Origin of the sequence: Coprococcus sp. AF16-5, from assembly GCF_003479365.1 — a bacterium.
Lineage (GTDB): Bacteria > Bacillota > Clostridia > Lachnospirales > Lachnospiraceae > Coprococcus > Coprococcus aceti.
In genome coordinates this window covers 308,080-334,635 of the sequence record NZ_QUGZ01000002.1, presented here as the reverse complement: position 1 = coordinate 334,635, position 26,556 = coordinate 308,080, and the positions used below count along the sequence as shown (strand labels likewise).

At 44.4% G+C, this 26,556-nt stretch carries 28 protein-coding genes; 22 read left to right on the top strand and 6 right to left on the bottom strand.

Going from position 1 to position 26,556, the window contains the following annotated elements; genetic code table 11:
* The first annotated feature begins 131 nt into the window (after positions 1–131).
* The 9 genes from DWW70_RS06455 (at position 132) to DWW70_RS14865 (ending at position 8,113) form a co-directional block, all read left to right on the top strand.
* On the top strand, positions 132–1,160 hold the full coding sequence (locus DWW70_RS06455) for an aldo/keto reductase (RefSeq protein WP_118649488.1): 1,029 nt from the start codon (positions 132–134) through the stop codon (positions 1,158–1,160).
* 159 nt (positions 1,161–1,319) lie between these two features.
* Positions 1,320–3,011, top strand: coding sequence for an aminotransferase class I/II-fold pyridoxal phosphate-dependent enzyme (locus DWW70_RS06450; protein ID WP_158576530.1), 1,692 nt, complete (start codon positions 1,320–1,322; stop codon positions 3,009–3,011).
* A 94-nt stretch (positions 3,012–3,105) separates the two neighbouring features.
* Entirely contained in the window at positions 3,106–3,729 is a 624-nt protein-coding gene (gene tmk / locus DWW70_RS06445) for a dTMP kinase (RefSeq protein WP_118649486.1), read from the top strand.
* 69 nt (positions 3,730–3,798) lie between these two features.
* A complete protein-coding gene (locus DWW70_RS06440) occupies positions 3,799–4,791 on the top strand; it encodes a DNA polymerase III subunit (protein ID WP_118649485.1) in 993 nt (330 codons plus the stop codon).
* Positions 4,791–5,699, top strand: coding sequence for a PSP1 domain-containing protein (locus DWW70_RS06435; protein ID WP_015534368.1), 909 nt, complete (start codon positions 4,791–4,793; stop codon positions 5,697–5,699). Before DWW70_RS06440 ends, DWW70_RS06435 begins: the two co-directional genes overlap by 1 nt.
* Positions 5,674–6,594, top strand: coding sequence for a tRNA1(Val) (adenine(37)-N6)-methyltransferase (locus tag DWW70_RS06430; RefSeq protein ID WP_118649484.1), 921 nt, complete (start codon positions 5,674–5,676; stop codon positions 6,592–6,594). The genes DWW70_RS06435 and DWW70_RS06430 overlap by 26 nt, the downstream gene beginning before the upstream one ends.
* Positions 6,595–6,672: 78 nt before the next feature.
* A complete protein-coding gene (gene rsmI / locus DWW70_RS06425; protein WP_118649483.1) occupies positions 6,673–7,512 on the top strand; it encodes a 16S rRNA (cytidine(1402)-2'-O)-methyltransferase in 840 nt (279 codons plus the stop codon).
* Positions 7,513–7,709: 197 nt separating this feature from the next.
* A complete protein-coding gene (locus DWW70_RS06420) occupies positions 7,710–7,922 on the top strand; it encodes a helix-turn-helix domain-containing protein (RefSeq protein WP_015534366.1) in 213 nt (70 codons plus the stop codon).
* A 38-nt stretch (positions 7,923–7,960) separates the two neighbouring features.
* Positions 7,961–8,113 carry a hypothetical protein gene (locus DWW70_RS14865; RefSeq protein ID WP_015534365.1) on the top strand — a complete coding sequence of 51 codons (153 nt, stop codon included), beginning with the start codon at positions 7,961–7,963 and terminating at the stop codon, positions 8,111–8,113.
* 69 nt (positions 8,114–8,182) lie between these two features.
* On the opposite strand, the gene DWW70_RS14860 is transcribed toward DWW70_RS14865, so the two are convergent.
* The 3 genes from DWW70_RS14860 to alr form a co-directional block, all read right to left on the bottom strand.
* Positions 8,183–8,338, bottom strand: coding sequence for a hypothetical protein (locus DWW70_RS14860; RefSeq protein WP_158576528.1), 156 nt, complete (start codon positions 8,336–8,338; stop codon positions 8,183–8,185).
* Positions 8,339–8,450: 112 nt separating this feature from the next.
* Positions 8,451–8,891 carry a helix-turn-helix domain-containing protein gene (locus DWW70_RS06415; protein ID WP_158576526.1) on the bottom strand — a complete coding sequence of 147 codons (441 nt, stop codon included), beginning with the start codon at positions 8,889–8,891 and terminating at the stop codon, positions 8,451–8,453.
* Between the two features lie 25 nt (positions 8,892–8,916).
* On the bottom strand, positions 8,917–10,050 hold the full coding sequence (alr, locus tag DWW70_RS06410; RefSeq protein WP_118649481.1) for an alanine racemase: 1,134 nt from the start codon (positions 10,048–10,050) through the stop codon (positions 8,917–8,919).
* A 201-nt stretch (positions 10,051–10,251) separates the two neighbouring features.
* On the opposite strand from alr, the gene iorA reads away from it, so the two are divergent.
* The 8 genes from iorA to DWW70_RS06370 all read left to right on the top strand — a co-directional run bounded on the left by iorA (position 10,252) and on the right by DWW70_RS06370 (position 20,026).
* Positions 10,252–12,045, top strand: a complete 1,794-nt coding sequence (gene iorA, locus DWW70_RS06405) for an indolepyruvate ferredoxin oxidoreductase subunit alpha (protein WP_199669319.1) — start codon at positions 10,252–10,254, stop codon at positions 12,043–12,045.
* Positions 12,038–12,610: an indolepyruvate oxidoreductase subunit beta gene (locus DWW70_RS06400; RefSeq protein WP_015534361.1), complete on the top strand. Its 573-nt coding sequence runs from the start codon at positions 12,038–12,040 to the stop codon at positions 12,608–12,610. Before iorA ends, DWW70_RS06400 begins: the two co-directional genes overlap by 8 nt.
* A 42-nt stretch (positions 12,611–12,652) precedes the next feature.
* Positions 12,653–13,894, top strand: coding sequence for a phenylacetate--CoA ligase family protein (locus DWW70_RS06395; protein WP_015534360.1), 1,242 nt, complete (start codon positions 12,653–12,655; stop codon positions 13,892–13,894).
* A gap of 311 nt (positions 13,895–14,205) precedes the next feature.
* The gene (locus DWW70_RS06390; RefSeq protein WP_118649480.1) at positions 14,206–14,922 is read left to right on the top strand and encodes a prepilin peptidase; all 717 of its coding nucleotides are present in this window, start codon (positions 14,206–14,208) and stop codon (positions 14,920–14,922) included.
* A gap of 58 nt (positions 14,923–14,980) precedes the next feature.
* Positions 14,981–15,865: a HindIII family type II restriction endonuclease gene (locus tag DWW70_RS06385; RefSeq protein WP_158576524.1), complete on the top strand. Its 885-nt coding sequence runs from the start codon at positions 14,981–14,983 to the stop codon at positions 15,863–15,865.
* Positions 15,866–15,873: 8 nt separating this feature from the next.
* Entirely contained in the window at positions 15,874–16,779 is a 906-nt protein-coding gene (locus DWW70_RS06380; protein WP_118649478.1) for a DNA-methyltransferase, read from the top strand.
* Between the two features lie 92 nt (positions 16,780–16,871).
* Entirely contained in the window at positions 16,872–18,506 is a 1,635-nt protein-coding gene (locus tag DWW70_RS06375; protein ID WP_015534358.1) for a class I adenylate-forming enzyme family protein, read from the top strand.
* Between the two features lie 263 nt (positions 18,507–18,769).
* Positions 18,770–20,026 (top strand): diaminopimelate decarboxylase, encoded by a 1,257-nt coding sequence (locus tag DWW70_RS06370; protein ID WP_022217445.1) that lies wholly within the window; start codon positions 18,770–18,772, stop codon positions 20,024–20,026.
* A 90-nt stretch (positions 20,027–20,116) separates the two neighbouring features.
* Here the strand turns inward: DWW70_RS06370 and DWW70_RS06365 are convergent, their stop codons facing one another.
* From DWW70_RS06365 to DWW70_RS14855, 3 genes are read right to left on the bottom strand one after another with little or no spacing between them, the layout of a single operon-like run.
* Positions 20,117–21,382 (bottom strand): sensor histidine kinase, encoded by a 1,266-nt coding sequence (locus DWW70_RS06365; RefSeq protein WP_055222414.1) that lies wholly within the window; start codon positions 21,380–21,382, stop codon positions 20,117–20,119.
* A 21-nt stretch (positions 21,383–21,403) separates the two neighbouring features.
* A complete protein-coding gene (locus DWW70_RS06360; protein ID WP_118649477.1) occupies positions 21,404–22,147 on the bottom strand; it encodes a LytR/AlgR family response regulator transcription factor in 744 nt (247 codons plus the stop codon).
* 33 nt (positions 22,148–22,180) lie between these two features.
* On the bottom strand, positions 22,181–22,963 hold the full coding sequence (locus tag DWW70_RS14855; RefSeq protein WP_015534354.1) for a sensor histidine kinase: 783 nt from the start codon (positions 22,961–22,963) through the stop codon (positions 22,181–22,183).
* A gap of 638 nt (positions 22,964–23,601) precedes the next feature.
* Here DWW70_RS14855 and DWW70_RS06350 point away from each other — a divergent pair.
* From DWW70_RS06350 to DWW70_RS06335, 5 genes are all read left to right on the top strand, one after another.
* Positions 23,602–24,216, top strand: a complete 615-nt coding sequence (locus DWW70_RS06350; RefSeq protein WP_117875329.1) for an accessory gene regulator B family protein — start codon at positions 23,602–23,604, stop codon at positions 24,214–24,216.
* Positions 24,197–24,349 (top strand): hypothetical protein, encoded by a 153-nt coding sequence (locus tag DWW70_RS14850; RefSeq protein WP_156332998.1) that lies wholly within the window; start codon positions 24,197–24,199, stop codon positions 24,347–24,349. The genes DWW70_RS06350 and DWW70_RS14850 overlap by 20 nt, the downstream gene beginning before the upstream one ends.
* A gap of 176 nt (positions 24,350–24,525) precedes the next feature.
* Positions 24,526–25,023 (top strand): hypothetical protein, encoded by a 498-nt coding sequence (locus DWW70_RS06345; protein WP_015534352.1) that lies wholly within the window; start codon positions 24,526–24,528, stop codon positions 25,021–25,023.
* 52 nt (positions 25,024–25,075) lie between these two features.
* On the top strand, positions 25,076–25,957 hold the full coding sequence (locus tag DWW70_RS06340; protein ID WP_238051178.1) for a hypothetical protein: 882 nt from the start codon (positions 25,076–25,078) through the stop codon (positions 25,955–25,957).
* Between the two features lie 31 nt (positions 25,958–25,988).
* Positions 25,989–26,546, top strand: a complete 558-nt coding sequence (locus DWW70_RS06335) for a hypothetical protein (RefSeq protein WP_015534350.1) — start codon at positions 25,989–25,991, stop codon at positions 26,544–26,546.
* Positions 26,547–26,556 lie beyond the last annotated feature (10 nt).

The following is a 26,556-nucleotide window of genomic DNA, read 5'->3' as shown; positions in this document are numbered from 1 at the left end:
AATTTTCATATATAATACAAAAATATTCATATTTTTTTGATGTAATAGGTATGATATACTTCAAAATGTAGTGATAACTTGCATATATAAAAAGAAACCATCGTAAGGATAATTTTAAGAGAGGTATCAATATGGGAGATTATAAGGCAGCAGAGAATAGATATAAGAATGTTGAAGGTACAGGATTTTACAGGCATTGCGGAAAGAGCGGTCTCATGATGCCGCCTCTGGCACTTGGTCTCTGGCACAACTTTGGAACAAATGATGATTATGAGAATATGAAGAAGATGTGCTTTACCGCATTTGACAACGGAATAACACATTTTGATATAGCAAACAACTATGGCCCGGTGTACGGAAGTGCGGAGGAAAACTTTGGAAAGATACTCAGAGAGGAACTGGGTGCGTACAGGGATGAGCTGATAATCAGCACGAAGGCCGGATTCGATATGTGGGAAGGCCCTTACGGCAACTGGGGCAGCAGAAAATATCTCATAGCAAGTCTTGACCAGAGCCTTAAAAGACTTGGCATCCCATATGTGGATATATTCTATCATCACAGAATGGATCCGAACACTCCACTCGAGGAGACCATGGGAGCATTGGCGCAGATAGTGAAGAGTGGAAAGGCACTTTATGTCGGACTCTCCAACTATGACGGACCTACCATGGCAAAGGCGGAGCGCATACTTGATGAGCTTCATGTGCCATTTGTGATAAATCAGAACAGATACAGCATACTGGACAGATCTGTCGAGAACAATGGGCTTTTGAAGCAGACATACGCATCAGGCAAGGGACTCATATGCTTCTCGCCTCTGGCACAGGGAATGCTGACAGACAGATATCTGAAGGACATGCCGGCGGACAGCAGGGCTGTGAAGGACGGAAGATTCCTTCATGAGGATCAGGTGCTTGAAACTAGACCTCTCCTCAACCAGTTAAATGAGATCGCAGCCGGATATGATATGAAGCTCTCAGAGCTGGCAATAGCATGGCTGCTGAACAAGCCGGAGGTCACAACAGTGCTTATCGGTGCTTCAAAGCCTGAGCAGATCATCAGCAATCTCAAGGCTGCTGAAAAGCAGGCACATACAGTCATGACCGATGACGAATTACAGAAGATCGAGGATGCCGTTGCAGCATTTGGAAGATCATAAAATAGGCAAAACTTTCTTTTCATCCCCCTCGCAGGAGAAGCCGGATAGAGCTTCTCCTGTTTTTTATATCTGTGCAGACGTTGGGAGAAGTCTGTGCTGTTACAAATACATAAAAGTATGGTATTATATCACACAGAATCTATGTTACGGAGAAAACTGGTGAAGGAATATATAAATGAAGCACTTGAAAAATATATAGAGAAGGGTACATACCCGTGGCACATGCCTGGGCACAAGAGACAGCCGATAGAAGCCGTCCAAAATGTTGATAACATTTCAAAATCCCGGGAAAACTTCTGGAACGGGGTGTATGCACATGATTTCACTGAGGCTAAAGATCTTGACGACATGCATGAGCCGGAGATGTTCATAGCGGACAGTATTGCCGAGATGAAGAAGGTGTATGGAACATTTGCAACATATATGCTGGTGAACGGTTCCACATCCGGACTTATGACAGCTATACACGCCACCTGTTACAGGGGAGACGTGATACTTGCGGCAAGGAACTGCCACAAGGCGGTGTACAACGCCATCTGCATGCTTGAGCTTGAGCCTGAATACATAGTGCCGGATTATGTTGATATGAGATGGCGCTGTGGCGTGAATCAGAATGGAGAACAGACGATAACAGATGGGATGACGGATGCCAGCGGCGAAAGCAATCGCGGGACTCGGGAAAAGATGGCTGCCAGCAGCGAAGTCAATCATGAAACAGAGGAAAAGGCGGCTGTCAATGGTGAAGATGATCGTGAAGTGTCAGAGAGGACGGACATATTGGGTGATATATCTCCGGATAAGGTAGAGCGTGCGATCAACATGTTGATAACGGATGGCAGAAAGCCAAGAGCGGTGATAATCACATCGCCGACATATGAGGGTGTCATATCTGATATAAGAACCATAGCCGAAATCGCACACAGGTATGGAATATATCTCATTGTGGACGAGGCACAGGGAGCACATCTGAACTTCATGGAAGGACATGAGACCGCCATGCAGCAGGGCGCGGATATTGTCATCGAGAGCCTGCACAAGACCATGCCGGCACTTACCCAGACATCGCTCCTTCATGTGATGAATCCTGAGCTTGATGAGAGGGTTAGAAGATATCTGCAGATATTCCAGACATCTTCGCCTTCATATATATTTATGCAGAGCATGGAGAAGGCAGTTGCATTTGGCGCAAATAACAGAGATGAATTTGCCAGGTATGGGCGGAGGCTTGAGGCATTTGCCGGGAAATGTGATGGGCTCAGAAATATACGGCTGTTCAGACCTGATGCTTCCTCAGTGAAAAATGATGAGATCTGTAATGCGTGTAAAGTGTTCGACCATGATGAGGGCAGGCTGGTATTTGTCGTGAGACCGGGAACTGTAGACGAGTCGGGACAGAAATTTACAGGGGTTATGCTTGCTGAAATTCTGGCGGACAGGTATGGGTTGATTGTTGAGATGGCATCGGTGAGTTATGTCATTTGTATATCATCTGTTGTGGACAGTGCAGACAGTTATGATATACTATTTAATGCGGTGGCTGAGATAGACGGGAACCTTGGCTATGAGCCGGATAAAACAGACCAGCAGGAGCTGGATATCATATCCGGCAGAAGGTCAGCTATGCCGCCGGGAACCGCGTGGGACAGACTTGCGGAGAGCGTGCCGATTGAGGGTGCGGCTGGAAAGGTGTCGGGGGCATTTGTATATGCATATCCGCCGGGAATACCTGTGCTGGCGCCGGGAGAGGTTGTTGACCGGCAGGCAGTGAACGGAATAAAGTCCATGATAGACAGCGGACTTAATGTGGCAGGAGTCAATGACGGTTATATCAAAGTGCTGTGCGGAGAATGATATGTAGCACTATGATCTGGAAGGTTTGATAAGAATCACAATATAAATATGAAAGGTGTACATGTGCAGGAACAGCATATGGCAGGGTTAGGATATGAGAGGAATATTTATAACTATAGAGGGCCCGGACGGAGCGGGCAAGACCACACAGAGGGAGCTGCTTAAGGAATATCTGGAGAAGAAAGGCTATGACGTGCTGATAACCAGAGATCCGGGTGGGAATCCCATAAGTGAGGCGATCCGCGAGGTTATATTGAACAAGGATTTTACAGAGATGGGATATATGACTGAGCTGCTTCTGTATGCTTCGGCGAGAGCCCAGCTTGTGAAAGAGAATATTAAGCCTGCACTGGATGCCGGACAGGCGGTGATCGCGGACAGATTTGTGGACTCATCCGCTGTGTATCAGGGAATCGGAAGAGGACTCGGAGTTGACACGGTGTATAAGGTAAATGAATTTGCACTTCAGGGAATCATGCCTGATATGACATTCCTTATGGATCTTGACGCACAGGAAGGAATAGCAAGGAAGAAAAATCAGGCCGAGCTTGACAGGATGGAAAATGAAAAGCTTGATTTCCATCAGAAGGTCGTGGATGGATACCGCAAGTTGGCAGATATGCATCCTGAGAGAATAGTAAGGATAGACGCTACTTTACCTATTGATGAGATTCATGGTATAATAGTAGGGTATGTAGAGAAGAAACTTAATCTTTAATATATTTTGATTTTGGAGAAGGTCAGAATAGACATACAGAAACAATTAATTGTAAGGGGGTTGGTATATATGATAGATTTCACAGACATAATCGGACATGAGGACATAATACGCCACTTCAAGAGCAGCATTGAGCTGGGTAAGATATCCCAGGGCTACATCATCAATGGCGAGACAGGAAGTGGAAAAAAGACCCTTACCAGGGCGCTGGTCAAGACTCTCCAGTGTGAGGAGGGCGGTACAGAGCCATGTAATCATTGTAAGTCATGTCTTCAGTGTGAGACGGGAAATCAGCCTGATATCGTGTGGGTGACCCACGACAAGCCAAATGTGATCTCGGTTGAAGAGATACGTGATCAGGTGAATTCTGATATTGATATCAAGCCTTATAGCAGCAGATATAAGATATATGTTATAGAGGATGCACAGCTTCTGAATGTAAATGCACAGAACGCTTTGTTAAAGACGATCGAGGAAGCTCCGGCCTATGCAATAATCATACTGCTCACCAACAATCTTGATAAGATGCTTCAGACGATACAGTCCAGATGTATAGTGCTGAATGTGAAGCCTGTCAGGGAGCATGATATACTTGATTATCTCATGAACGAGCTCAAGCTGGACAAGCAGAAGGCTGACTTCTGTATGGATTTTGCCCAGGGCAATCTGGGAAAGGCCATCAGGCTTGCAACTAGTGATGAGTACAAGGAGATCAAGGAAAATGTGGTGAAGTTCATGAGACATATAAGTGATATGTCGGTTGATGACATGATATTTGCCATTAAGAATATGGAGCTGTACAAGCTCAAGGTAAGTGACTACATCGATCTGATGATGATGTGGTACAGGGACATTCTTATGCTCAAGGTGTCCAATAACCCGGGCCGGTTGATGTTCAAGGAGTATTATTCTGATATAAGAAAGCAGTCCTCACACATCAGCTATGAGGGTATAGAAAAGGTACTCAAGTCTATGGACAAGGCCAAGGTCAGACTTGAGGCGAATGTCAGCTTTGACATTGTCATGGAGCTTATGCTCCTAACCATGAAGGAGAATTGTTAATGAAAGAGATTATAGGAGTTCGTTTCAGACCAAACGGTAAGATATATTATTTTGATCCACAGAACTTTGAGGTCGAGGCCGGCAGTTTTGTCATTGTCGAGACCGCAAGGGGTGTGGAGTACGGCAAAGTGGTTCTGGGAAGACGAGAGGTAGAAGAGGGCAAGATAACGGCGTCACTCAAGCCGATCATAAGAATTGCCACAGAGGATGACACCAGAAGATACGAGGATAACAAGAAGAAGAGCAAGAGAGCATTTGGCATATGTCTTGAGAAGATCGCAAAGCATAAGCTGGACATGAAGCTCATTGAGGCTGAGTATACATTTGACAACAATAAGGTGCTGTTCTACTTCACAGCAGACAGGAGAATCGATTTCCGAGAGCTGGTAAAGGATCTGGCATCTGTGTTCAAGACAAGAATAGAGCTCAGACAGATCGGTGTCCGCGATGAGACCAAGATGGTTGGCGGAATCGGCATATGTGGAAGGGAGCTCTGCTGTAACAAGCATTTGTCGGAGTTCGTTCCAGTATCAATCAAGATGGCAAAGGAGCAGAACCTGTCACTGAATCCTACTAAGATATCCGGTGTGTGCGGAAGACTTATGTGCTGTCTGAAGCATGAGCAGGACACTTACGAGTATCTGAATGAGAAGCTTCCGAATGTAGGAGATTTCGTCAGGACCATAGATGGCAACAAGGGCGAGGTCATGTCAGTGAACGTTCTCCGGCAGAAGGTTAAGATCGTGGTGACAGACAAGGATGACAACAAGGAAGTTATGGAGTATCCTGTGGCTGAACTCAAGTTCAAGCCTAAGAGAAGAAAGAATTCAGAGAGACTCAGCGCTGAGGAGTACAAGGCACTTGAGGCATTGGAGGACAAGGGTGGAAAGTCCAAATTTGACGATTAGACCGGAAGTGGTTATAAAATCCTGTGAGAGGATAGATGACCTGCAGTGCAAGGGTTATCAGATCATACAGAACAGCGGAATGTTCTGCTTTGGGATGGATGCTGTGCTGCTGGCAAACTATGTGAGATTTAAGCGCGGTGGCAGATATCTGGATCTCGGAACGGGAACAGGTATCATACCTATACTTCTTGCTGCAAAGGAGTATGGGGATGAAGCTCTTACCAGAGATGAGAGACTTGCTGGTTTGAATGCCGATGATTATAGATCCTCACATGATTGTATTGCCGTAGATGGAGTTACTAATTCGGATGCAGGGGTGAATCAGCAGCCTAGCGGTAAAATGGCAGATGGAGCACGGTTTATAGGCATAGAGCTTCAGCCTGCATGTGCGGACATGGCGGCAAGGAGCGTGAGCCTCAATGGGCTTGACGGTTTAGTGCGAATAGATAACGGAGATATAAAGGAGGTCTCTTGTAACTACAAGAAGGCCTCCTTTGACATAGTGACCTCAAATCCGCCATACATAAAGGGCAGTCACGGTCTGGAGAATCCGGATGCTCCGAAGAACATAGCGAGACATGAGGTGCATGTGACGTTGGATCAGGTGGTGGCAGCGGCAGAGCATGCCCTTAAACCCGGCGGAAGCTTTTATATGATACATAAGCCGTTCAGGCTGGCTGAGATATTTGAATGCCTGCATGAGCACAGGCTTGAGCCAAAGAGGATGCAGCTTGTACATCCATACATAGATAAGGAGCCAAACATGGTCATAGTGGAGGCCGTTAAGGGTGGCAACTCCATGATCAAGATTGATCCGCCTATGATAGTCTACAAAGCTCCGGGAGTGTACACGGAGCAGCTGCTGGCGACGTATGAAGGCAGTGCAAAGCGGTAACAGGCAACGGCTGCAGCATGAAAGTGAAAAATGTTGTAAACACCCTAATGTACATATTACAGATAGTGAGGTTTATATATGGCAGGCAAATTATATCTGGTGGCAACACCCATAGGAAATCTTGAGGATATGACATATAGAGCCGTCAGGGTTCTTTCCGAGGTGGATGTGATAGCGGCGGAGGATACGAGGAACAGTATCAAGCTGCTCAATCATTTCGAGATCAAGACTCCCATGACGAGTTATCATGAATACAATAAATACGACAAGGCGAAGGTTCTCGTTGAGAAGATGCAGCAGGGACAAAGCGTTGCAGTTATCACTGATGCCGGAACTCCGGGTATATCTGATCCCGGGGAGGAGCTTGTGAGACAGGCTCTTGCCGCAGGGCTTGAGGTTACACCGGTGCCGGGGGCGTGTGCATGTATATCGGCGCTCATCAGCTCAGGACTTTCGACCAGAAGATTTGCATTTGAGGCGTTTCTGCCGTATGACAAGAAGGATAGAACAAGAGTGCTTGAGGAGATGAAGCGAGAGACGAGGACTATGGTGATGTATGAGGCTCCACACAAGCTGAAGAAGACTTTGGCGGAACTCATGGAGGCTCTCGGTGACAGGCATATAACACTTGCCAGAGAGATCACCAAGAAACATGAAACCATAGAGCCTATGATGCTCTCTCAGGCGATAGCTCGTTACGAGGGGGAAGATCCGAGAGGAGAATTCGTCATAGTGATAGAAGGGCTTGATGTGAAGAAGCTTGAGGAGGAGAAGAAGAGCTCGTTCGAGGCTATGTCCGTGGAGGAACATGTCCAGATGTACGTTGATCAGGGTATGTCCAAGAAGGATGCGATCAAGCAGGCGGCTGTAGACCGCGGAGTCCCTAAGAGGGATGTGTATAATGCGGTGATGAAATAGAAAACGGAGGTAGATTGGTGTCAGGTGCGGATAAACAAAAGTTTATCTGTACCTGACACTTTTTAATTTTTATGTAATATGGCGAAAAACAACTTGCATATACACAATGCGTATGATAATATAAATGTGCAATATACGCAACGCGGGCACAAAAGTAACATGCTAACGGGAGATATGTAGTCAAAGGAGAGTGCGATATGGACAGTAAAGACTATCTAGTAGAGCTTAGAGAAAGCACTGGTATGACCAGAAAGGAGTTTTGTGAGTATTTCGAGATACCATATAGGACAGTTCAGGATTGGGAACTTGGAAACCGCAAGATGCCGGATTATCTCTTGCGTCTGATGGAGTACAAGATCAGGATGGAACAGGGAATAAAGGATGGAAAAGAGCTTGAAAACAACAAATAAAGCCGCTATACTTCAGATAAAGAAAGGCGGTGGAAAGGATGGAAGAAATGCAAAATCAGGAGTTATGTATTTTACTTGATAGTATCCTCGCACTACTTGAAACGAACAATGAGGATAAAGCAAAAGAGATTATAAGAAACGCAATAAAGAGAATAGATAAAGGATCTACATCCAGCTCGAAGGAAGAGTAGGTTGAACACAAAAGATGGGGGCTTTTTTGCTTTTTAAAAGTCCCCTTTATTTCAGATTTATCCCCACCCTTAAAACCCAAGGTGTGCAATAAATGTTCCAATAGCATAACCTGTGCCATATATCATAAGTGCGATCAGGCCTATAATCATTATCCTTCTTACCAATATCTGGATTTGGGTTCCGTGATTCATCCAATTCTTGAAATCATTTCCGTTCGTTTTCATAAGCAGCCTCCTAATAAATTTTGTAATTAAAAGGTAGCATTTATAGCACAAACAGACCATAAATATATGGTTGCACTTGTGTAAACTTGTGGTTGCAGCACGCTATTTCAGGTCATTTTGTCAGATATCCGATGAATTTTCCTATTTCGTAGCCACCGAGATATATTACACTTACAATGAGTGCGACTAATGAGCAGATAATCAAGACATACAGCAACATAAATAATGTCTTTTGCTTTGGGGATAAATTGGACAGAAAATTATTCCATACTAGCAGGATGTTTTTTGTTTTGTATTTATCATTTGAATTTTTGTCCGCATCGTCTGCAGTTACTTTTTCTTCATTATTTTCTTTTTCAATTCCTCTCATCAGATAATCTAATGAGACATCAAAATAATCACTCATAAACAGCAGCCTTGTCATCTCAGGATATGCCTTATCATTTTCCCATTTGGAAATCGATTGCCGGGACACATCTAAAACCTCCGCAAGCTCTTCCTGGGATAGATTATTTTTATTTCGCAATTCATACAATCGTTCTCCAAAAGTCATACCTTCTCCTCCGTGGCGATGCCGATCAGACATCCCCATTTATATAAACCCTAGGTACCCTCACCGATATGTTGCACACGATCACATCCACGTTGGTGTCGAGCATATTTGCCATGTCTTCGATGGACATGCCCTCGCCGAGAAGAGTCACGGTGTCGCCGCGCTTTACATCCGGGATGTCTGTAATGTCTGCCATGCACTGATCCATACATACGCGTCCGATGATCGGCGCTTCATGGCCGTTTATGATGACCTTGCCCTTGTTGGACAGATAGCGGCTGTAGCCGTCGGCAAATCCGACAGGCAGAGTGGCGATCTTTGTAGGCCTTTTGGTGACAAATGTTCCGCCGTAGCCGATTTCTGAACCGGCAGGAACTTCCTTCACCATGGCAACGTATGTGTACCAGCTGAGGATCTCCTGAAGTCCTGAATTCTTCCAGTCAAAATCATCAGAAGGAGTGAGACCATAGAGGATATCACCGCATCTGACTGCGTCGAGCTGTGCCTCAGGCAACATCAGTATGGCAGGGCTGTTGGCTACGTGGTGCTTTGGTATGACAACCCCCATTTTCTCAAGTTCATTTACGGCGTGGAGGTATAGGTCAAGCTGCTTTCTGGCGCTTGTGTGATCCCCCTCATCTGCCCTTGCAAAATGTGTAAATATACCTGTTACGTTCAGGTCGTCCATCTCGCAGATCTTCTTTATAGTGTCAAATGATTCCTGACATACCGGGAATCCTATTCGGTTCATACCGGTGTTCAGCTTTATCTGGACATTCTGTTTCTTGCCGGCTCTTCTTGCAGCGGCAGCCATGTTCTCAGCACCCTCCATTGAAAAGGCAGTGAGATCAAGGTCGTACTTTGCGGCCTCATCCAGCATGTCATCTGCTGTATCGCCGAGGATAAGGATAGACTCTGTGGCCCCCGCGTCCCTGAGCATCTTTCCCTCTTCCCAGATGGCAACGGCGTAGCTATCTATGCCACATTCCTTGAGTGTCGGGTAAAGTCCTGCAATGCCGTGGCGGTATCCATCGCCCTTCATGACAGCGATAAATTCAACACCCGGTTTCAGTCTTGATTTTATGTTGGCAATATTGCTCCTGAGCTTTGCCAGATCTATAACGGCAGCAGTTCTGCCGGCAAATGGTCGGTTGTTCATGGTTATTCTCCTTCTATAAAAATTCAAGAAACATTGTATCACATATGCATGTTAAAAAGAAGAGCATGAATTTGAAGGGGCAGCACCACTTTATAACAGTAAAGTGGTGCTGCCCCGAATATTTGTTGTCATTGAAAGCCGTGGAGGTTATAATATCGAAATATAAGAGAATTTATAAATGACTTGGAAGGTAGTATTGTTATGAGAAAAGAATATGTTATGGGTAACGGGGCCATAGCCCTAGGCGCACTTGCGGCGGGTCTGAACCTTGTGGCGGGATATCCGGGAACCCCGTCTTCGGAGATACTGGAGACAGTAGCAAAATACCCGCATGACAGAGTCCATGTGGAGTGGTCGGTAAATGAGAAAGCGGCTATGGAGGTTGCCGCCAGTGCATCATACAGTGGAGCGAGGACACTTGTGACCATGAAACAGGTGGGTCTCAATGTGGCATCGGATCCGCTTATGTCGCTGGCGTATGTCGGGATAAAGGGCGGAATGGTCATCGTGTCTGCGGACGATCCGGGACCGATATCGTCACAGACGGAGCAGGATACAAGGATGTTTGCAGACTTCTGCAGGATCCCGGTATTTGACCCGTCGACTCCTGAGGAGGCATATCAGATGATACAGGATGCATTTGACTACTCGGAGAAATACAAGACACCGGTTCTGTTCAGGCCGACAACAAGAGTGTGTCATGCATACGCATCCATAGAGGTAAAAGACGAGTGGAAGGCAAAGGAATATGAGGGGTTTGTAAAGGATTCAAAGAAATGGGTTATCTTCCCGAGATTGTCATTTGCCAACCATGCCATGATAGAGAAGAGAAATGTAGAGATCGGGGATGACTTTGGCGATTACTCCATGAACACGGTGGAGGGAAGCGGCAGCAAGGCGGTATTCGCATCGGGAATCAGCTACTGCTACGCAAAAGAGACACTTAAGAATGTGTCTGATGTGAAGCTGATCCGTATAGCGACCCCACATCCTTTCCCGGAGCAGTTTGTGAAGAATGCGCTAGACGGAGTGACGGAGGTCATGTGTCTTGAGGAGCTCAGCCCATACATAGAGAATCAGATATTACGCCTTGCAGGCAAATATCATATGGATATAGATGTCAGAGGCAAGCAGACCGGTGATGTGCCGACAAGCGGAGAGCTCAGCACAAACAAGGCTGCAGACATCCTGTGCGATTTTCTGGGACTTGAGAAGACTTCCCAGGTGGATGTGTCAGATGCACCGGCACTTCCTGTAAGGCCGCCTGTGCTGTGTGCGGGATGCCCTCACAGAGCGTCATTCTATGCGGTAAAGAAGGCGATGGCCGGCAGAAAGAGTTATTTCTGCGGAGATATCGGATGCTATACACTTGGAAATGCCATGCCGCTTGACATGGTGGATACCTGTCTGTGCATGGGAGCCGGAATCACTATGGCGCAGGGCTTCCACTGGGTGGATGAAGATGGCGTGTGCTTTGCATTTGTGGGAGATTCCACATTCTTCGCGTCTGGTATGACCGGCGTGGTAAATGCAGTGTACAATGATGCAAATATGATCCTGTGCGTGCTGGACAATTCAACCACAGCCATGACGGGACACCAGCCACATCCGGGAACAGGACGCAACATGATGGGCCAGTTCGTGGACAAGGTGAGTATACAGAAGGTTCTTGAAGGAATCGGAGTGAAGAAGATAGTCACTGTTGATCCGCTTGATCTTGAGGCGAGCGTGGCAGCAGTTAAGGAGTGTGCGGATATCAGAGGTGTCAAAGCGATCATTTTCAAGTCGCCATGTATAGCCATCACCAAGCCGTCTGGCAAGATGGAGATATCCGAAAAGTGTATACAGTGTAAGAAATGTATCAGAGAGATAGGCTGCCCTGCGATAATCCTGAAGGATGGTAAGGTGGCGATAGATGAAAGCCTGTGTACGGGATGCGGTCTTTGTTCACAGATCTGTCCGGTGGGTGCGATAGGAGGTGCTTGCAATGAATAAAGATATTCTGGTCTGCGGAGTAGGCGGACAGGGAACGGTTCTTGCGTCCAAGCTCATCGCATCGGCTTATATGGCAAAGGGCGAGACAGTACATTCGGCGGAGACCATAGGAATGGCGCAGAGAGGCGGAAGTGTCACGAGCCATGTGAGGATCGGTGAGGCGTATTCGCCACTCATAGCCCAGGGCGGTGCTGACATTATACTTGCGTTTGAGCCTGCAGAGGCGGTGCGCAATCTGGCTTATCTGAAAAAGGGAGGAATCGTCATCACCAATAACGTCCCGGTGAAACCGGCGACTGACTCGCTTATGAATTCAGGCTACGAGGCGCAGCCGATGCTTGACTACCTGAAGGATAAATGCGATTGTATAGTCATGGACGGCGCGGCGATAAGCCGTGAATTTGGTTCGGCAAAGTTCTACAACATAGCACTTCTTGGAGTTGCAGCAGCCAGCGGCAGACTTGGACTTTACGAGGCGGATATAATTTCAGCTATTGAGAATGGAGTGAATCCGAAGTTTGTAGAGGTGAACAAGAAAGTATTTGAATATGCGATGAAGATGTAGTTGGCGATGGGCTGACCGAAGGGAAAAAGGAGAGTAAAAATTATGAAGTTAAATGACACACAGCTCAGTCAGGTGGACGCTCAGATAAAAAGACTTGTAAAGACTGACAGCTATTATGGTAAGAAGTACAGAGAGCTTGGTATAACAGATGTGACAAGTCAGGAGGCATTTGAGGAGCTTCCGTTTTCAAGCAAGGATGATCTGAGAAATGCTTATCCACTGGGAATACAGGCTGTTCCGGATGAGGAAGTGGTACGTATCCATTCATCTTCAGGAACAACAGGAAAGCCGGTTATCATACCTTATACAGCAAAGGATGTCGATGACTGGGCAACCATGTTCGCAAGATGCTACGAGACAGCCGGAGTGACAAAGAAAGACCGAGTACATATCACACCGGGATATGGTCTGTGGACAGCCGGAATAGGATTTCAGGCAGGCGCGGAGAAGCTTGGTGCCATGGTGATTCCTATGGGCCCTGGAAATACTGACAAACAGTTACAGATGATGATCGATCTTGAAAGTACAGTTCTCACAGCAACATCATCATACGCACTTCTTCTTGCCGAAGAGATAGATAAGAGAGGGCTTAAGGATAAGATACATTTGAAGAAGGGCGTATTTGGCTCAGAACGCTGGAGTGAGAAGAAGAGAGAGTATATAAAAGAGAAGCTTGGAATAGAGCTGTATGATATATATGGACTTACAGAGATCTATGGACCTGGTATCGGAATAAGCTGCGATGCCCAGAATGGAATGCACTATTGGGATGATTATGTTTATATAGAGATAATAGATCCGAAGACCGGAAAGACTCTCCCTGACGGAGAGGAGGGAGAGATAGTTATCACTACTCTGGTTAAGGAGGGGGCTCCGCTTATCCGTTTCAGGACACACGATATATCAAGGATCATTCCGGGTGAGTGTCCATGCGGAAGAAAGCATCCTAGACTGGATATCATCAAGGGCAGAAGTGATGATATGTTCAAGGTACACGGCGTAAATATGTTCCCAAGTCAGGTTGAGGAGCTGCTTGCACTTGTGGATGGAGTCCCAAGCGAGTACACCATAAATATAGCCCATGACGAGCCTGCCAATAAGGATATCATGCTGGTTACAGTTGAGGCCGAGGGACGTGTAGATTTTGAGCAGACAGGACGTCAGATCAGAGATCTGTTCAAGTCAAGGATCGGAGTTACACCGAAGATCACTGTTGTCCCTGTTGGAACGCTGCCCAGAAGTGAGAAGAAGACACAGCGTGTCATCGACCATCGTGAGCAGTAGGTGACGGACGGTGAGCATTTGATGACGGACGCAGCAGTGTTATCATATATCAAATCAGAGTCGCTTTCGCTTGACTTCGGCGCGTAGCGGCACATAAGGCTCCAAGGTCGGTCGCCAAGTGCCGACGGCCTCGTATTCTCTGATTTTGATATTATGACAACGCTTGCTGCTGAGTTCGACAACAAAATAGTGTGCTCACCTGTCTATGGAGAGGATATTTATTATATTAGATACCTGTAATGTAGTTGTATGAGACTAGAAGAATATGTATTGACATATTTATATTTTAGAAGGGGTAGGAGTAATTAATTATGAATTCAACTGATATAATTTCCTATATAGTTGCGTTTTTACTTGGGGTGGTGCTTTTCACACTGGCGAATGAGATCATACTCAAGCTGCCGAACAATGAGAATATCTTCAAGGGGAAACCGAAGAGTTTTGAGAAGTTTTCTCCGAGATGCCTGTTCATACAGATACTTGGTGGAGTGTTCGGAGTGCTGATGGTGTGGCAGTTTGATGTGAGCCTTGAGGCGGTCACGGTATTCCTGTTCTTTGCACTGCTGACTATCATCACATTCATAGACGCGGACACCATGGAGATACCATTTGTGCTGAATGTATGCATACTGGTGCTTGGAGTTATATCCATATTCACAAGAGGAGGCTTTTCTCTGACGGGTGGTGATCTCTCACTTGTGAGCAGACTCATAGGAATGATATGTGTGAGCCTTCCGCTGTTCCTGATAGTGCTGGTCATTCCGGATGGCTTTGGCGGCGGAGATATCAAGCTCATGTTTGCCGCGGGATTCTTCCTTGGATGGAAGGCTACTGTCATAGCATTCTTTATCGGACTCATCATTGGTGGATGTCAGGGTGTGGTACTTCTTGCAAGGCGTAAGAAGGGCAAGGACGATCATTTTGCATTTGGCCCGGCGCTCAGTGTGGGACTGATGATCGCCACATTTGTGGGATCTCAGGTGATGAACAGCTATATCAATATGATCAAGGCATCATTCTATGCGTAGATAATATTTGTTGACACATACAGAACGAATGTTCTGTGATTATGGCGGAGGTGTTATAATGTTTGAAAAATTGATTGATTATATATTTAGTTTGCATGGTGTTAAATTTCAAGATGCAACTCAGAAAATTTTTGAGTATGTGAATGGTATGGCGGATGATGAATTTATAGGAATAGTGAGGGAAATAGGAATCATACCTGAATGTATTGAGTACTCATCCACAGAAGAAAAACTATATTCAAAAAGTTCGGATATAGTTCTTGCTAGATGTTTTAAGATGTTAGGCCTTAATTCAAAAGCATTGGGTGAGAGAGGAAATAGTGCAGATGTATTGGCAGAAAGTATAAGCGGTTATAATTATAGCTTGGTTGCTGATGCCAAATGTTTTAGGCTAAGTAGAACTGCTAAAAATCAAAAAGATTTTAAAATTAGTAATTTGAGTGATTGGAGAGGTTCTGAAAATGAATATGCTGTATTAGTTGCCCCTTATTTTCAGTATCCTAAAAAGGAAAGTCAAATATATTCTAAAGCATTAATGGATAATGTATGTTTATTATCATGGGAACATATTTATATTATGTTAAAATATAATGTTAAGGAAGATACTTCATTTACTTTGGAATCAATATGGGATGCTTCAAAAATGATTTATAGGAATGATAGTAAATCATTGGGTGATGCTAAAAATTCTCTTATGCCAAAGATGGATGCATATATAGCAAAAAAAATAGGGATAGATACAAATGAAATGAACATAGAAATAAATAAATGCAAGGAAGAAATACTGAAAAGAGGTAAATTAGGAACACAGTATTGGAATGATTATATAGATAAAATAAATCAATATGATAGAGAAACGGCAATAATTGAGTTAATTAAGATTGGAAAATTAAACGAAAAAAGAAATGCAATAGAAAAATATGTAAAAAGTCTTATAAAGTAGGTGTTTATATGGGAAAAATAGAGCTAGGAGATTCTACAAAGTTGATAAAGAATGTAGAGTCAGAGTCGGTTCATTTAATTTTATCAGATATACCATATGGAATAAATTTTGAAGAATGGGATGTTATTCACACAAATACTAATAGTGCTCTTTTAGGAACAAGTCCTGCGCAAGAAAAAATAGGCACAGTTTTTAAATCTAGAGGAAAGCCTTTGAATGGGTGGTCTCAGTCTGATAAAAATATTCCTAAAGAATATTATGATTGGTGTTCTAAATGGGCTTCGGATTGGTTAAGAGTGCTAAAACCGGGGGCAAGTTGCTTTATATTTGCAGGTAGGAGAATGGCTCATAGATGTATTTGTGCTATGGAAGATGCAGGATTTATATTTAAAGATATGCTTGCGTGGGAAAAGGATTCGGCTGCGTATAGAGCCCAACGTGTTGAATGTGTTTTTGAGCGTCGTGGAGATACGGAAAACCAAGATAGGTGGAAAGGATGGAAAGTTGGAAACTTGAGACCATTGTTTGAACCCATACTATGGTTTATGAAGCCTTATCCACAGGGCGGAACATTAACGGACAATATCCTTGAATATGGAGTTGGAGGCTTCAATGAAGAGAAATTAAAGGAGCTTACAGATTTGAATGAGGGGTTGGAGGTTTGTTCCAATATTATAAAAGTAAAGACCCAGAGCACAGATAGGGGTTTACATCCGACTCAAAAAGCAGTTAGGTTAATGGAGATTCTTATAGCAATGACGACATTAGAGGGACAAACAGTATTAGACCCTTTTTGTGGCTGCGGAACAACTTTGGTTGCGGCAAAAAAATTGAAGCGCAACTACATTGGGTTTGAGATAAATGAAGAATATTATAATAATATGAAAAAAAGACTATGTGAGGATGTTGATTAAAATAAGGCTTGTAATGGTTACTTTTTAAGGATATACTTACTAATTAAGCACAGTTTAGTGCGTTAAAGTATTGAAAAGAGGGAGTTATAGTTATGCCAATCACAGATTACTTAGAGAGAAATGCCAGAGAATATGGAAATGATGTCGCTCTGGTAGAGATAAATCCTGATGTGCAGGAGACGAGAAGGGTTACATGGAGAGAGTATGAACTCATAGAGTCTAATCCTACATGTCAGTACAGAAGAGAGATAACATGGAGCGTGTTCAACGAGAAGGCAAACAGATTTGCCAATCTTCTGGTGTCACGTGGAATCCAGAAGGGAGACAAGGTAGGTATCCTCATGATGAACTGCCTTGAGTGGCTTCCAATATATTTCGGAGTGTTGAAGACGGGAGCCATAGTGGTTCCGTTCAACTTCAGATACGATGCGGAGGAGATCAAATACTGTGTAGAGCTTGCAGATGTTGACGTGCTTGTATTTGGCCCTGAGTTCATCGGACGTATAGAGGCTGTCGTTGACGAGATAGCTGAGAAGAGAATCCTCTTCTATGTGGGCGGCAATTGTCCTACATTTGCAGAGGACTATGACAAGCTGACATCCAACTGCTCAAGCGTGTTCGAGAAGAGAGACATCAAGGACAGTGATGATGCGGCTATATATTTCTCATCTGGAACAACAGGATTCCCAAAGGCTATTCTGCACAACCATGAGAGCCTGATGCATGCGGCAAAGGTCGAGAATGTACATCACGGACAGACAAAGGATGATGTATTCCTGTGTATTCCTCCGCTGTACCACACGGGTGCCAAGATGCACTGGTTTGGAAGTCTGATAGTGGGCGGAAAGGCAGTTCTGCTCAAGGGAGTAAGCGCCAAGACTATACTTCAGACTGTAAGCGACGAGAAGTGTACTATAGTATGGCTTCTGGTGCCATGGGCTCAGGACATACTGCTTGCCATAGAGAACGGAGATGTACATCTGGAGGATTACGAGCTGTCACAGTGGAGACTGATGCACATCGGAGCACAGCCAGTGCCACAGAGTCTTATAAAGAAATGGAAAGAGATATTCCCTAACCATCAGTACGACACGAACTATGGACTTTCAGAGTCTATCGGACCGGGCGCTGTACATCTGGGAGTAGAGAACATACATAAGGTCGGAGCCATCGGTGTGCCGGGCTACGGCTGGCAGGCAAAGATCGTGAATGAGGACGGAACAGAGGTTGAGCAAGGCGCAGTCGGCGAGCTTATCCTCAAGGGACCTGGTGTCATGACCTGCTACTACAAGAATCCGAAGGCGACAGAGGAGTGCCTGAAGGACGGCTGGCTGTACACAGGAGATATGGCTATGCAGGACGAAGATGGATTTATTTATCTTGTAGATAGAAAGAAAGATGTTATAATCAGTGGTGGAGAGAATATCTACCCTGTACAGATAGAGAACTTCCTCAGCAAATACGAGAAGATTAAGGACGTTGCAGTCATCGGTATCGCAGATGCCCGTCTCGGAGAGATCACAGCGGCTATCATAGAGGTAAAGGATGGCATGACCTGTACAGAGGAAGAGATCAACGAGTTCTGTAAAGAACTTCCAAGATACAAGAGACCAAGGAAGATCATATTTGAGCACGTTCCGAGAAATGCTACAGGTAAGATAGAAAAGCCACTTCTTCGTAAGATGCACAAGAGTGAGAATCTTGTCGCAGCGGAGAACAACGCATAATATGCAGGAAAGGTGTCTGAATATTTTTGGACATCTCTGCAAAAATATAAGGCAAGTATCCAGAACAAGTAAATTGATGACAAAATCTGACTATACCATGTGCAGGACATTTGAGTCTGCCGGTACTCAGCGAGCAGGCGAGCGCTAGTACCGCTGCAGGACGAAACGAGCGAGAGCGCTCCTGCACAGGTAAGTCAGCGTTTTGTCATCGTATATATGTAGCAGGATACTTGCCATAATACAGCACAGAAAGGACAAAACATATGAAGACACCATTTATTACAAAGGCAAAGGCAGAAGAGATCATCAAGGAGATCCCTACACCATTTCACATTTACGATGAAGAAGGAATCAGAGAGAATGCGCGAAAGCTTTACAAGGCGTTTTCATGGAATAAAGGATTCAAGGAGTATTTCGCTGTAAAGGCTACTCCAAACCCAACAATACTCAAGATCCTCAAGGAAGAGGGCTGCGGAACTGACTGTTCATCACTGACAGAGCTTATGATGTCAGACAAGATGGGATTTAAGGGCGATGAGATCATGTTCTCATCAAATGACACCCCTGCAGAGGAGTTCGTGCTTGCGAAGAAGCTGAACGCAACCATCAATCTTGACGATTTCACACACATTGATTTTCTGGAGAAGTCAGCAGGAATTCCAGAGAAGATCTGCTGCAGATTCAATCCGGGTGGAAAATTCTCCATATCTACCACCATCATGGACAACCCTGGTGATGCAAAGTATGGTATGACAAAGGATCAGATCATCGAGGCATACAAGATCCTCAAGGCAAAGGGCGTGAAGAGATTCGGAATGCATGCTTTCCTTGCCAGCAATACAGTGACAAATGAATACTATCCAACACTTGCAAAGATCCTGTTTGAGACAGCAGTTGAGATCAAGGAGAAGACAGGCGTCAAGCTTGACTTCATCAACCTGTCAGGCGGAGTTGGAATCCCATATACACCGGACAAAGAGCCAAATGACATTATGGTCATCGGCGAGGGTGTAAGAAAGGTATACGAGGAAGTGCTTGTACCAGCAGGCATGGGTGATGTGGCTATCTTCACAGAGCTCGGACGTTTCATGCTGGCACCTTACGGACACCTGGTTACAACAGCTATCCATGAGAAGCACACACACAAGGAGTACATCGGAGTGGACGCATGTGCAGTCAACCTCATGAGACCTGCTATGTATGGTGCATACCATCACATCACAGTCCTTGGCAAAGAGAATGAGCCATGTGATCACAAGTATGATGTGACAGGTTCACTGTGTGAGAACAATGACAAGTTCGCTATAGACAGAATGCTTCCAAAGATCGACATGGGAGACATCCTTGTCATCCACGACACAGGTGCTCATGGATTTGCCATGGGTTACAACTACAATGGAAAGCTTAAGTCCGCAGAGGTTCTGCTCAGACCGGACGGATCATTCAAACTTATCCGCCGTGCAGAGACACCGGAGGATTACTTTGCAACCATCAAGGATTTCTGGGATGTAGAGCTGTAACAGGCAGACCATAGATAAGCATAGAAAACCGGCAGTATATGAGTTGAAGTCCAACTGTATACTGCCGGTTTTCTATGTGCATGAGCTGCGTTACACTGTCACCTCGAAGCAAATATAATTCTGTCCGGATATGGTTCGGTTATCCAGACATATCTTTCCCTCATATTCATCCACAAGCTTTTTCATGTTCGGAAGACCATATCCGTGATGCTGCTTGTCGATGGTCTTGGTTGTGTAGCCGTAGGTAAACATATTTCTTCTAAGATCAGAGCTCAACACAGGACCTTTGTTCATGGTGCTTATGATGATCTGGTTCTGACTGCTGTCAAGAGACAGGGTGGCAGATCCCGGAGCATCTACAGCCTCCAGAGCATTGTCTATTAATATTCCAAGTATACGTATGATCTCATATTCGGGCATACAGCTTTTCAACGTATGCTGTCTGACTATCACATTCAGAGTCTTTCCGTTCTTTTCGGCATTGATCATCTTGCTATATATAAAACCGGCGACAACAGACAGATTGATGCGAAGCAGCTCAGACTCACGGTATTCAGATACCATATTGTCCGAATAGTTTATCAGGGCATTTTTCAGAGACTCATAATCCCTATAGGTGTATGGAAGCATTCTGACTGCCGTCAGATGGTTATCAAAGTCGTGCTGTTTGCTTCGCAGATCCTTTATCAGATCAGCCATCATAGGCTGATAGGTTTTAAAGCATTCCAGGTCGTGCTGCTGCTTTCCTATGGTTCGCTGCTGTCCCAGAATGATGATATCCGAGAGAATGACCACAACCGCAAAGCATGATATCACAGGTATATACACCGAAGTGTCGATGAAACTGAATTTGTATAGCCCGGTCTCGATCATATACACAACATACAAATGAATAGACAGGAATTTGATAATTCCACTGCCGCCCATGAAGGTTTGGAACACACGGTTCATAGGCGCATATCTGCACAGAGCCACTGAGATCAGAAATGAAAATACAGCACAGGAAATGGACAGGTATATCTCTTTGTTCACACCCAGACGTGTCATACCCATGATGATGATATCCTCAAGAAAAGCCGCATACAGATATTCAAGAATATACGCCATCAATACATAAAAATATCTGGTCTTCATAATATACAACAGCATGAGATAGGACAGCAGGCATAATGCCAGCCATCCAAATGCATTTGGGAAAATTAAGGAAACTGCATTCCCGAGTATAAGGTAAGCAGCCATTCCAATAATTGGGTGGCGCATATCCCGGAATTTTCTTCCGATGAGGGCAGATATAAAAATAACATCCTTCATTGTTTCCAATGTAAAGCATAGGAGATCAATTATAGAATTCGGCATTTCAAATACTCCTTATCATTGCTAAGCCTGTTCAACGTGTTTGTGCGCAGTTGTGGAAGCCTTAAGTCTGTGACCAAACTCTGTGGCATATTTGCGGCCAACCGGTATCCATTGATAGTCCGGTGTGTCAAGCGATACCATGGCGGTAACCTTGTCGTAGGTATCCACATGATGAAGGTTTACGATAAAGCTCTTGTGGCAGCGCGCAAAATACGATGGAAGAGAGTCCGCAAATACAGAGAGTCGTGTTCCTGTGGATATAAATAGTCCGGTGGTTGTGTGGACATGCATGTTTCGCAGCTCGGATTTAATGTATAGTATATTGTCTGGTCTGATCCTGGCAAGTACACCATCTCTGTCGGTAAGCTCTATTGGTTCCTCCCTGATCAGAGAAAAGTTCAGAAGCTTGGAGACAGATTCTATCAGATCCTGCTGTGAGTAGGGCTTGACCAGATAATCGTAGCAGTTGGTCTTGTGGATCGCTCTGGGAGCTTCGTTTACAAGAGCTGTCACGTACAAAATAGGAGTTGTCTGATAACGCGGATTTCTTCGCAATTGTTCTCCCAGCTTTATTCCGTCCTTATCCGGGTCGGCGCCAAGCTGTATATCCAGCAGAAAAAGCTGGATGCTGTGCGAATCTGCCAGAGCCAGAGCATCATCATAACAGGCGGCCTTCAGACATTCTATGTCGGGGAAGCTTTCTTCTATTATCTCTGCCAGACCATTTAATTGTGCCACATTGTCTTCAACTACCAAAGCTCTCATTATAAAAGACTCCTTCCTTCTATGTGTTGTATTTTAAACCATTACTTCAAAACGCACCAGAGTATCATCCAGAAGATAATCGTTTTCCAGATATATTTTTCCATTATATTTAAATACCAGACGCCTGAGATTGTAAAGACCAAGGCCGTGCTTCTGACGATCACAGGTCTTGGTGGTATAGCCTGCTGTGAAAAGCTTTGCTCTGATCTCGGGTGTTAGCAGAGGACCTTTGTTCAGAGTGGTGATGATGATTCTGCCGTCCCGGCTATCCAGGTGCAGAGTCATACTATCGTGCTCAGATATGGCCTCCAGTGCATTGTCGATGAGTATTCCCAGAACCCTGACCAGCTCATATTCAGGCATCCGGCTCTCGAGCAGATAGCTGTGAACGACAATATTCAGCTTTTTGTGCGCCTTTTCTGCCTGCTTTTGTTTGCTGTATATAAACCCGGCGATCACGAACATGTTGATTTTTAGAAGCTCGGTGGTTCTGTATTCGGATATAACCTCATCTGAACTGCTGATAAGAGCCTCCTTTAATGAACTGTAGTCGGTGTGTGTATATGGAAGCATTCGAATACCGGTCAATATATTGTCAAAGTCATGCTGCCTTCCCGTGACGTCCTCAATCAGATCATCCATCATAGGCTGATAGACGTTGTAATTTGCCAGATCGTGCTGCTGCTTGCTGATGATCTGTTGCTGGCTGAGGATTACTATGTCGGTGATGAGGACTATCACGGTGAAAAATGAGATGAGGGGGATATATATGATTGTGTTAAATGTGCTGTATTTACGCAGTCCCAGCTCAAGCATGATTATCAGAAAAACATGTATTACAAGGTACTTGGATAAAAATCTGCCATTAATCAACTGAGAGTAGAAGCTATGGAATGGAAGTAGCCTGCATATAGCACAAGCAATAGAAAAAGTAATCAGGGAGCCTGCGATGGAGGAGGCTATCTGATTATTAAAATTCACTCTGTAAAATAACAGAATTATAGAATTTTGAATAAGAAGGATAAAAGTGTGTGATATGACGAAGGCAATTAGAGAATTAAATATAGTCGTATTTAAGATAAAAAGAGTCGTTAAATAGGCTAGTGAACATAAGATGATCCACCCAAGCGCACCTGGAAACAGGGATGAAAAAAAGGTTCCCAAACAAAAGTATAAAATTGCACTTATCACAGGATGTCGCATTTCTTTTATATGTACTCCGGCAATGGATGAGAGCATGATGAGATCATATAAAATTTCAATAATATAACAAAAAGAGTCTACGATATGATGTATCATGGCAACCTCCATAAAGATAATATAACATTATACAAAGACGATTTATACCGCGTCAATTGTCGTTTATGACATGATAGATACCGTTCATGACAAATTAAGCAAAATATATTGCAATCTAAGTAGTTGTATGATAAAAGAAAAGTGGAGGTGGTCAAATAGATAATCTAAACAATAAGCTGGGAATATTATTAACACAGATCCTGCTGGGCAGAAAATACAGAAGCGATGAGGATCGTGATGTAAAAATACAATATTCTATACTGCTTCTTATTGACAAGGTAGAGAAATATTTAATTATTTTGGGCCTCTTTTCAATATTGGGACACGTTGATATAGCAATAATAACAGGATTGACAATAGAACTTACAAGAAATTATCTTGGCGGTATACATATGAAAACATGGTATGGCTGTACAGCGGTGACTGTATTGTTTTATATCGTGGTGTTAGCATGCGGAGAAAATATTATATTGTCAAGCAAACTGCAGAATTCATTGTGGGTATCGGAGATAGTAGTTATAGCATTATTTGCGCCTATACCATCAAAACAGAGACCTAAATATAATCAACATAGAAAAAATATGATAAAGGCTCGTGGTATAGCAGGTGTGCTGATAATTGGAGCGGTGAGTCTTGGGGTGAAATCTTACAATAACTATATTGTATGGATATGGTTGTTGCAGATTATAGAAGTGATGATATTAAAATTATCATCTCTGATAAAAAGAAATAAAAAGGGGGTGACAATGCGTGACGCAGAAGAGGGTTAGAAATATGCTGTCGGACATACTTGAGAATATGGCAGAAGATGTGATTAGACTGACAGGATGTTTCGGTGCATGGGGAGAGATAGAACTCCCAGAGTGTCTCAGGAATATCGATTCACAGAAAGAGACAAAGTAAAATATCCTGAAGAGTTGAGCTTCAGGATATTAGAAATATCAAGACAATCATTTGCTGGAAAAATCTTGATAAACGGATTGTACTATCAGACACAGAAAAGTACAATAGCAAAATTGTTAAAAGTGGCAAAATTGGAGTAAAGACCGCAGATAATTAATTAGGAGGGACAAAAGGTTATGAAGAAGTCAATGAAATCAAAGCTTGCGATGTTCGCTGTTGCAGGAGCGATGGCAGTGTCAGGAGCAGCGGGAATTGCTGCACCTGCTAAGGCTGAGAATGTACATACAAATAATGCAGGTACAGTGGTTACATGCAAAGAATCATATTCTAATACAGATAACGAGCTGTTTACTTTTAGCAACAATAACAGCGGATATGGTTATAGTTCGTACAGACGTAAATATAATAAGACAAAGGTTTATGTATATCCAACAGTAGGACCAAAGCTCAGTTACACAGTAATGGGCTCGCATTCATCAAAAGGGACAAACCCAATAGTAAAATCTGATACGCATATTATTCCGCTTGGAATTGAGGCGAGTATCACAAACATGGTAAACGAGAAAGGCTATGCCTATGCAGGCTTGAGGATGCACAGGACAGTCAAAGCACAGACTGATTCAAAGGGCTGGTGGAGTCCGGATTCCACAAGAAATTACACTATTTATGACTGATTAAAGCAGTGACATAAGACGGATGGCAAAGGCAGAGTTGGGAGGAGTAGAAGTGAAGAAGAAAAGATATCTTGTGATGACAGTGGCAGCAGTGCTGATCATGGCAGCAGTGGCAGCTTCGGCGTATGTGCTCCAGAAAAAACGGGAAACCCCAGAGGACAGAGCGTTAAGGAAGTCGTCTGAGGCGGCATCTGAAGAGACAGACAGCGAAGCTTCGGGAAACAAGACCGGAGAGAAAATAAGTGAAAAAGAAGGTGTGGGTGATAACGTGCTGATGTCAGGAGCGGTGAAGATAGAGCTGCTGTCGGCTGATGTATACACAGGTGACGAGATAACAACAGAGGATAAATATCCGGTTGAATATTTTCGCAGTGAGACTCTGCCGGAGCCTGAGTCGGAGGAGGAGATAACAGACTGGGATGCTCTGTATGAGGAGGCTCCGGGATACAAGGAATTTCAGGAGTCGGCAGGGGATGCGTATACTCCTGAGGAGTGTGAGGAGATAACTGCACAGTATCAGGATGTGATAGATAAGCATACGCAGACTGTGGTAAAGACCAATAAGCTGTATTTTATTAAGTGCAGACTGACGAATACCGGGGATGCGGTTGTGAAGAATGTGTTCCCATACGACATTGTGGAGAGGATTCCCGGTGAGAGTGAGGTTTCGTTCGTAGAAGGAATGGTATACTTTGACAAATCAGTCCACACAGAGGGCGATGACAGAGCCAGTTGGTACTATCTATACAGACTGGAAGGACACGAGACAATGGAATGTACGATTGGACTTGTTGTGCCACAGGAGCCGGAGGATGGCGTGAAATATTATTATGGACAGGTGATCACAGGATATTTTACGTACAATCCGGCGGATCTTCCGGATTTTGTGGATCTGGATGCACTCCCAAAGCCGGAAGCGGATGACAAGCCATGAGGTGGGAATCAGATTTTGTGGAGGTATATGCATGAGGAGAGGTGTTCTGATGGCATTGGGTGTTGTGAGCTTGTGTGCAGTCACCTTGTGGTGCGGAAGAATATTCAGCGTTAACAGGGCGTACAGTGATGACACCAGAGTTGTAGAAGCGGCTGAGAATGTATCGGTGGATGGATTGCTTATAAAATGCAGGGAGACCCGCATATACAGTATAGATGAGTATAAAGCACGTTTTAATGTGGACAGTGTGGATGTGCTGAGCCCGGAGGATCGGTTTATCTGTACACGCCTGAATGTAGATAATACAACTGAAGAACCGATCGATTGGGATACTGTGATGGCGGCGACTGAGTGTGGCTTTGAGTCACAGACATGGTGCAGTTCGGTGAATTTGTATTCTGGCCGGGAACTGAATACGTTTACAAGTAATGATCTGGAGCCCGGAATGAATCAGGATATATGGTATGTGACAAGTCTGGCGCGGGTGTCATTTAGCAGGGATACGTGGGATAACCTGGAGCGGGAGAGCTTCTATTATGTACTCACCCTTGAACCTGATAAGCTGATGATCAGACTGGATATTGAATGAAGTGGTGTTG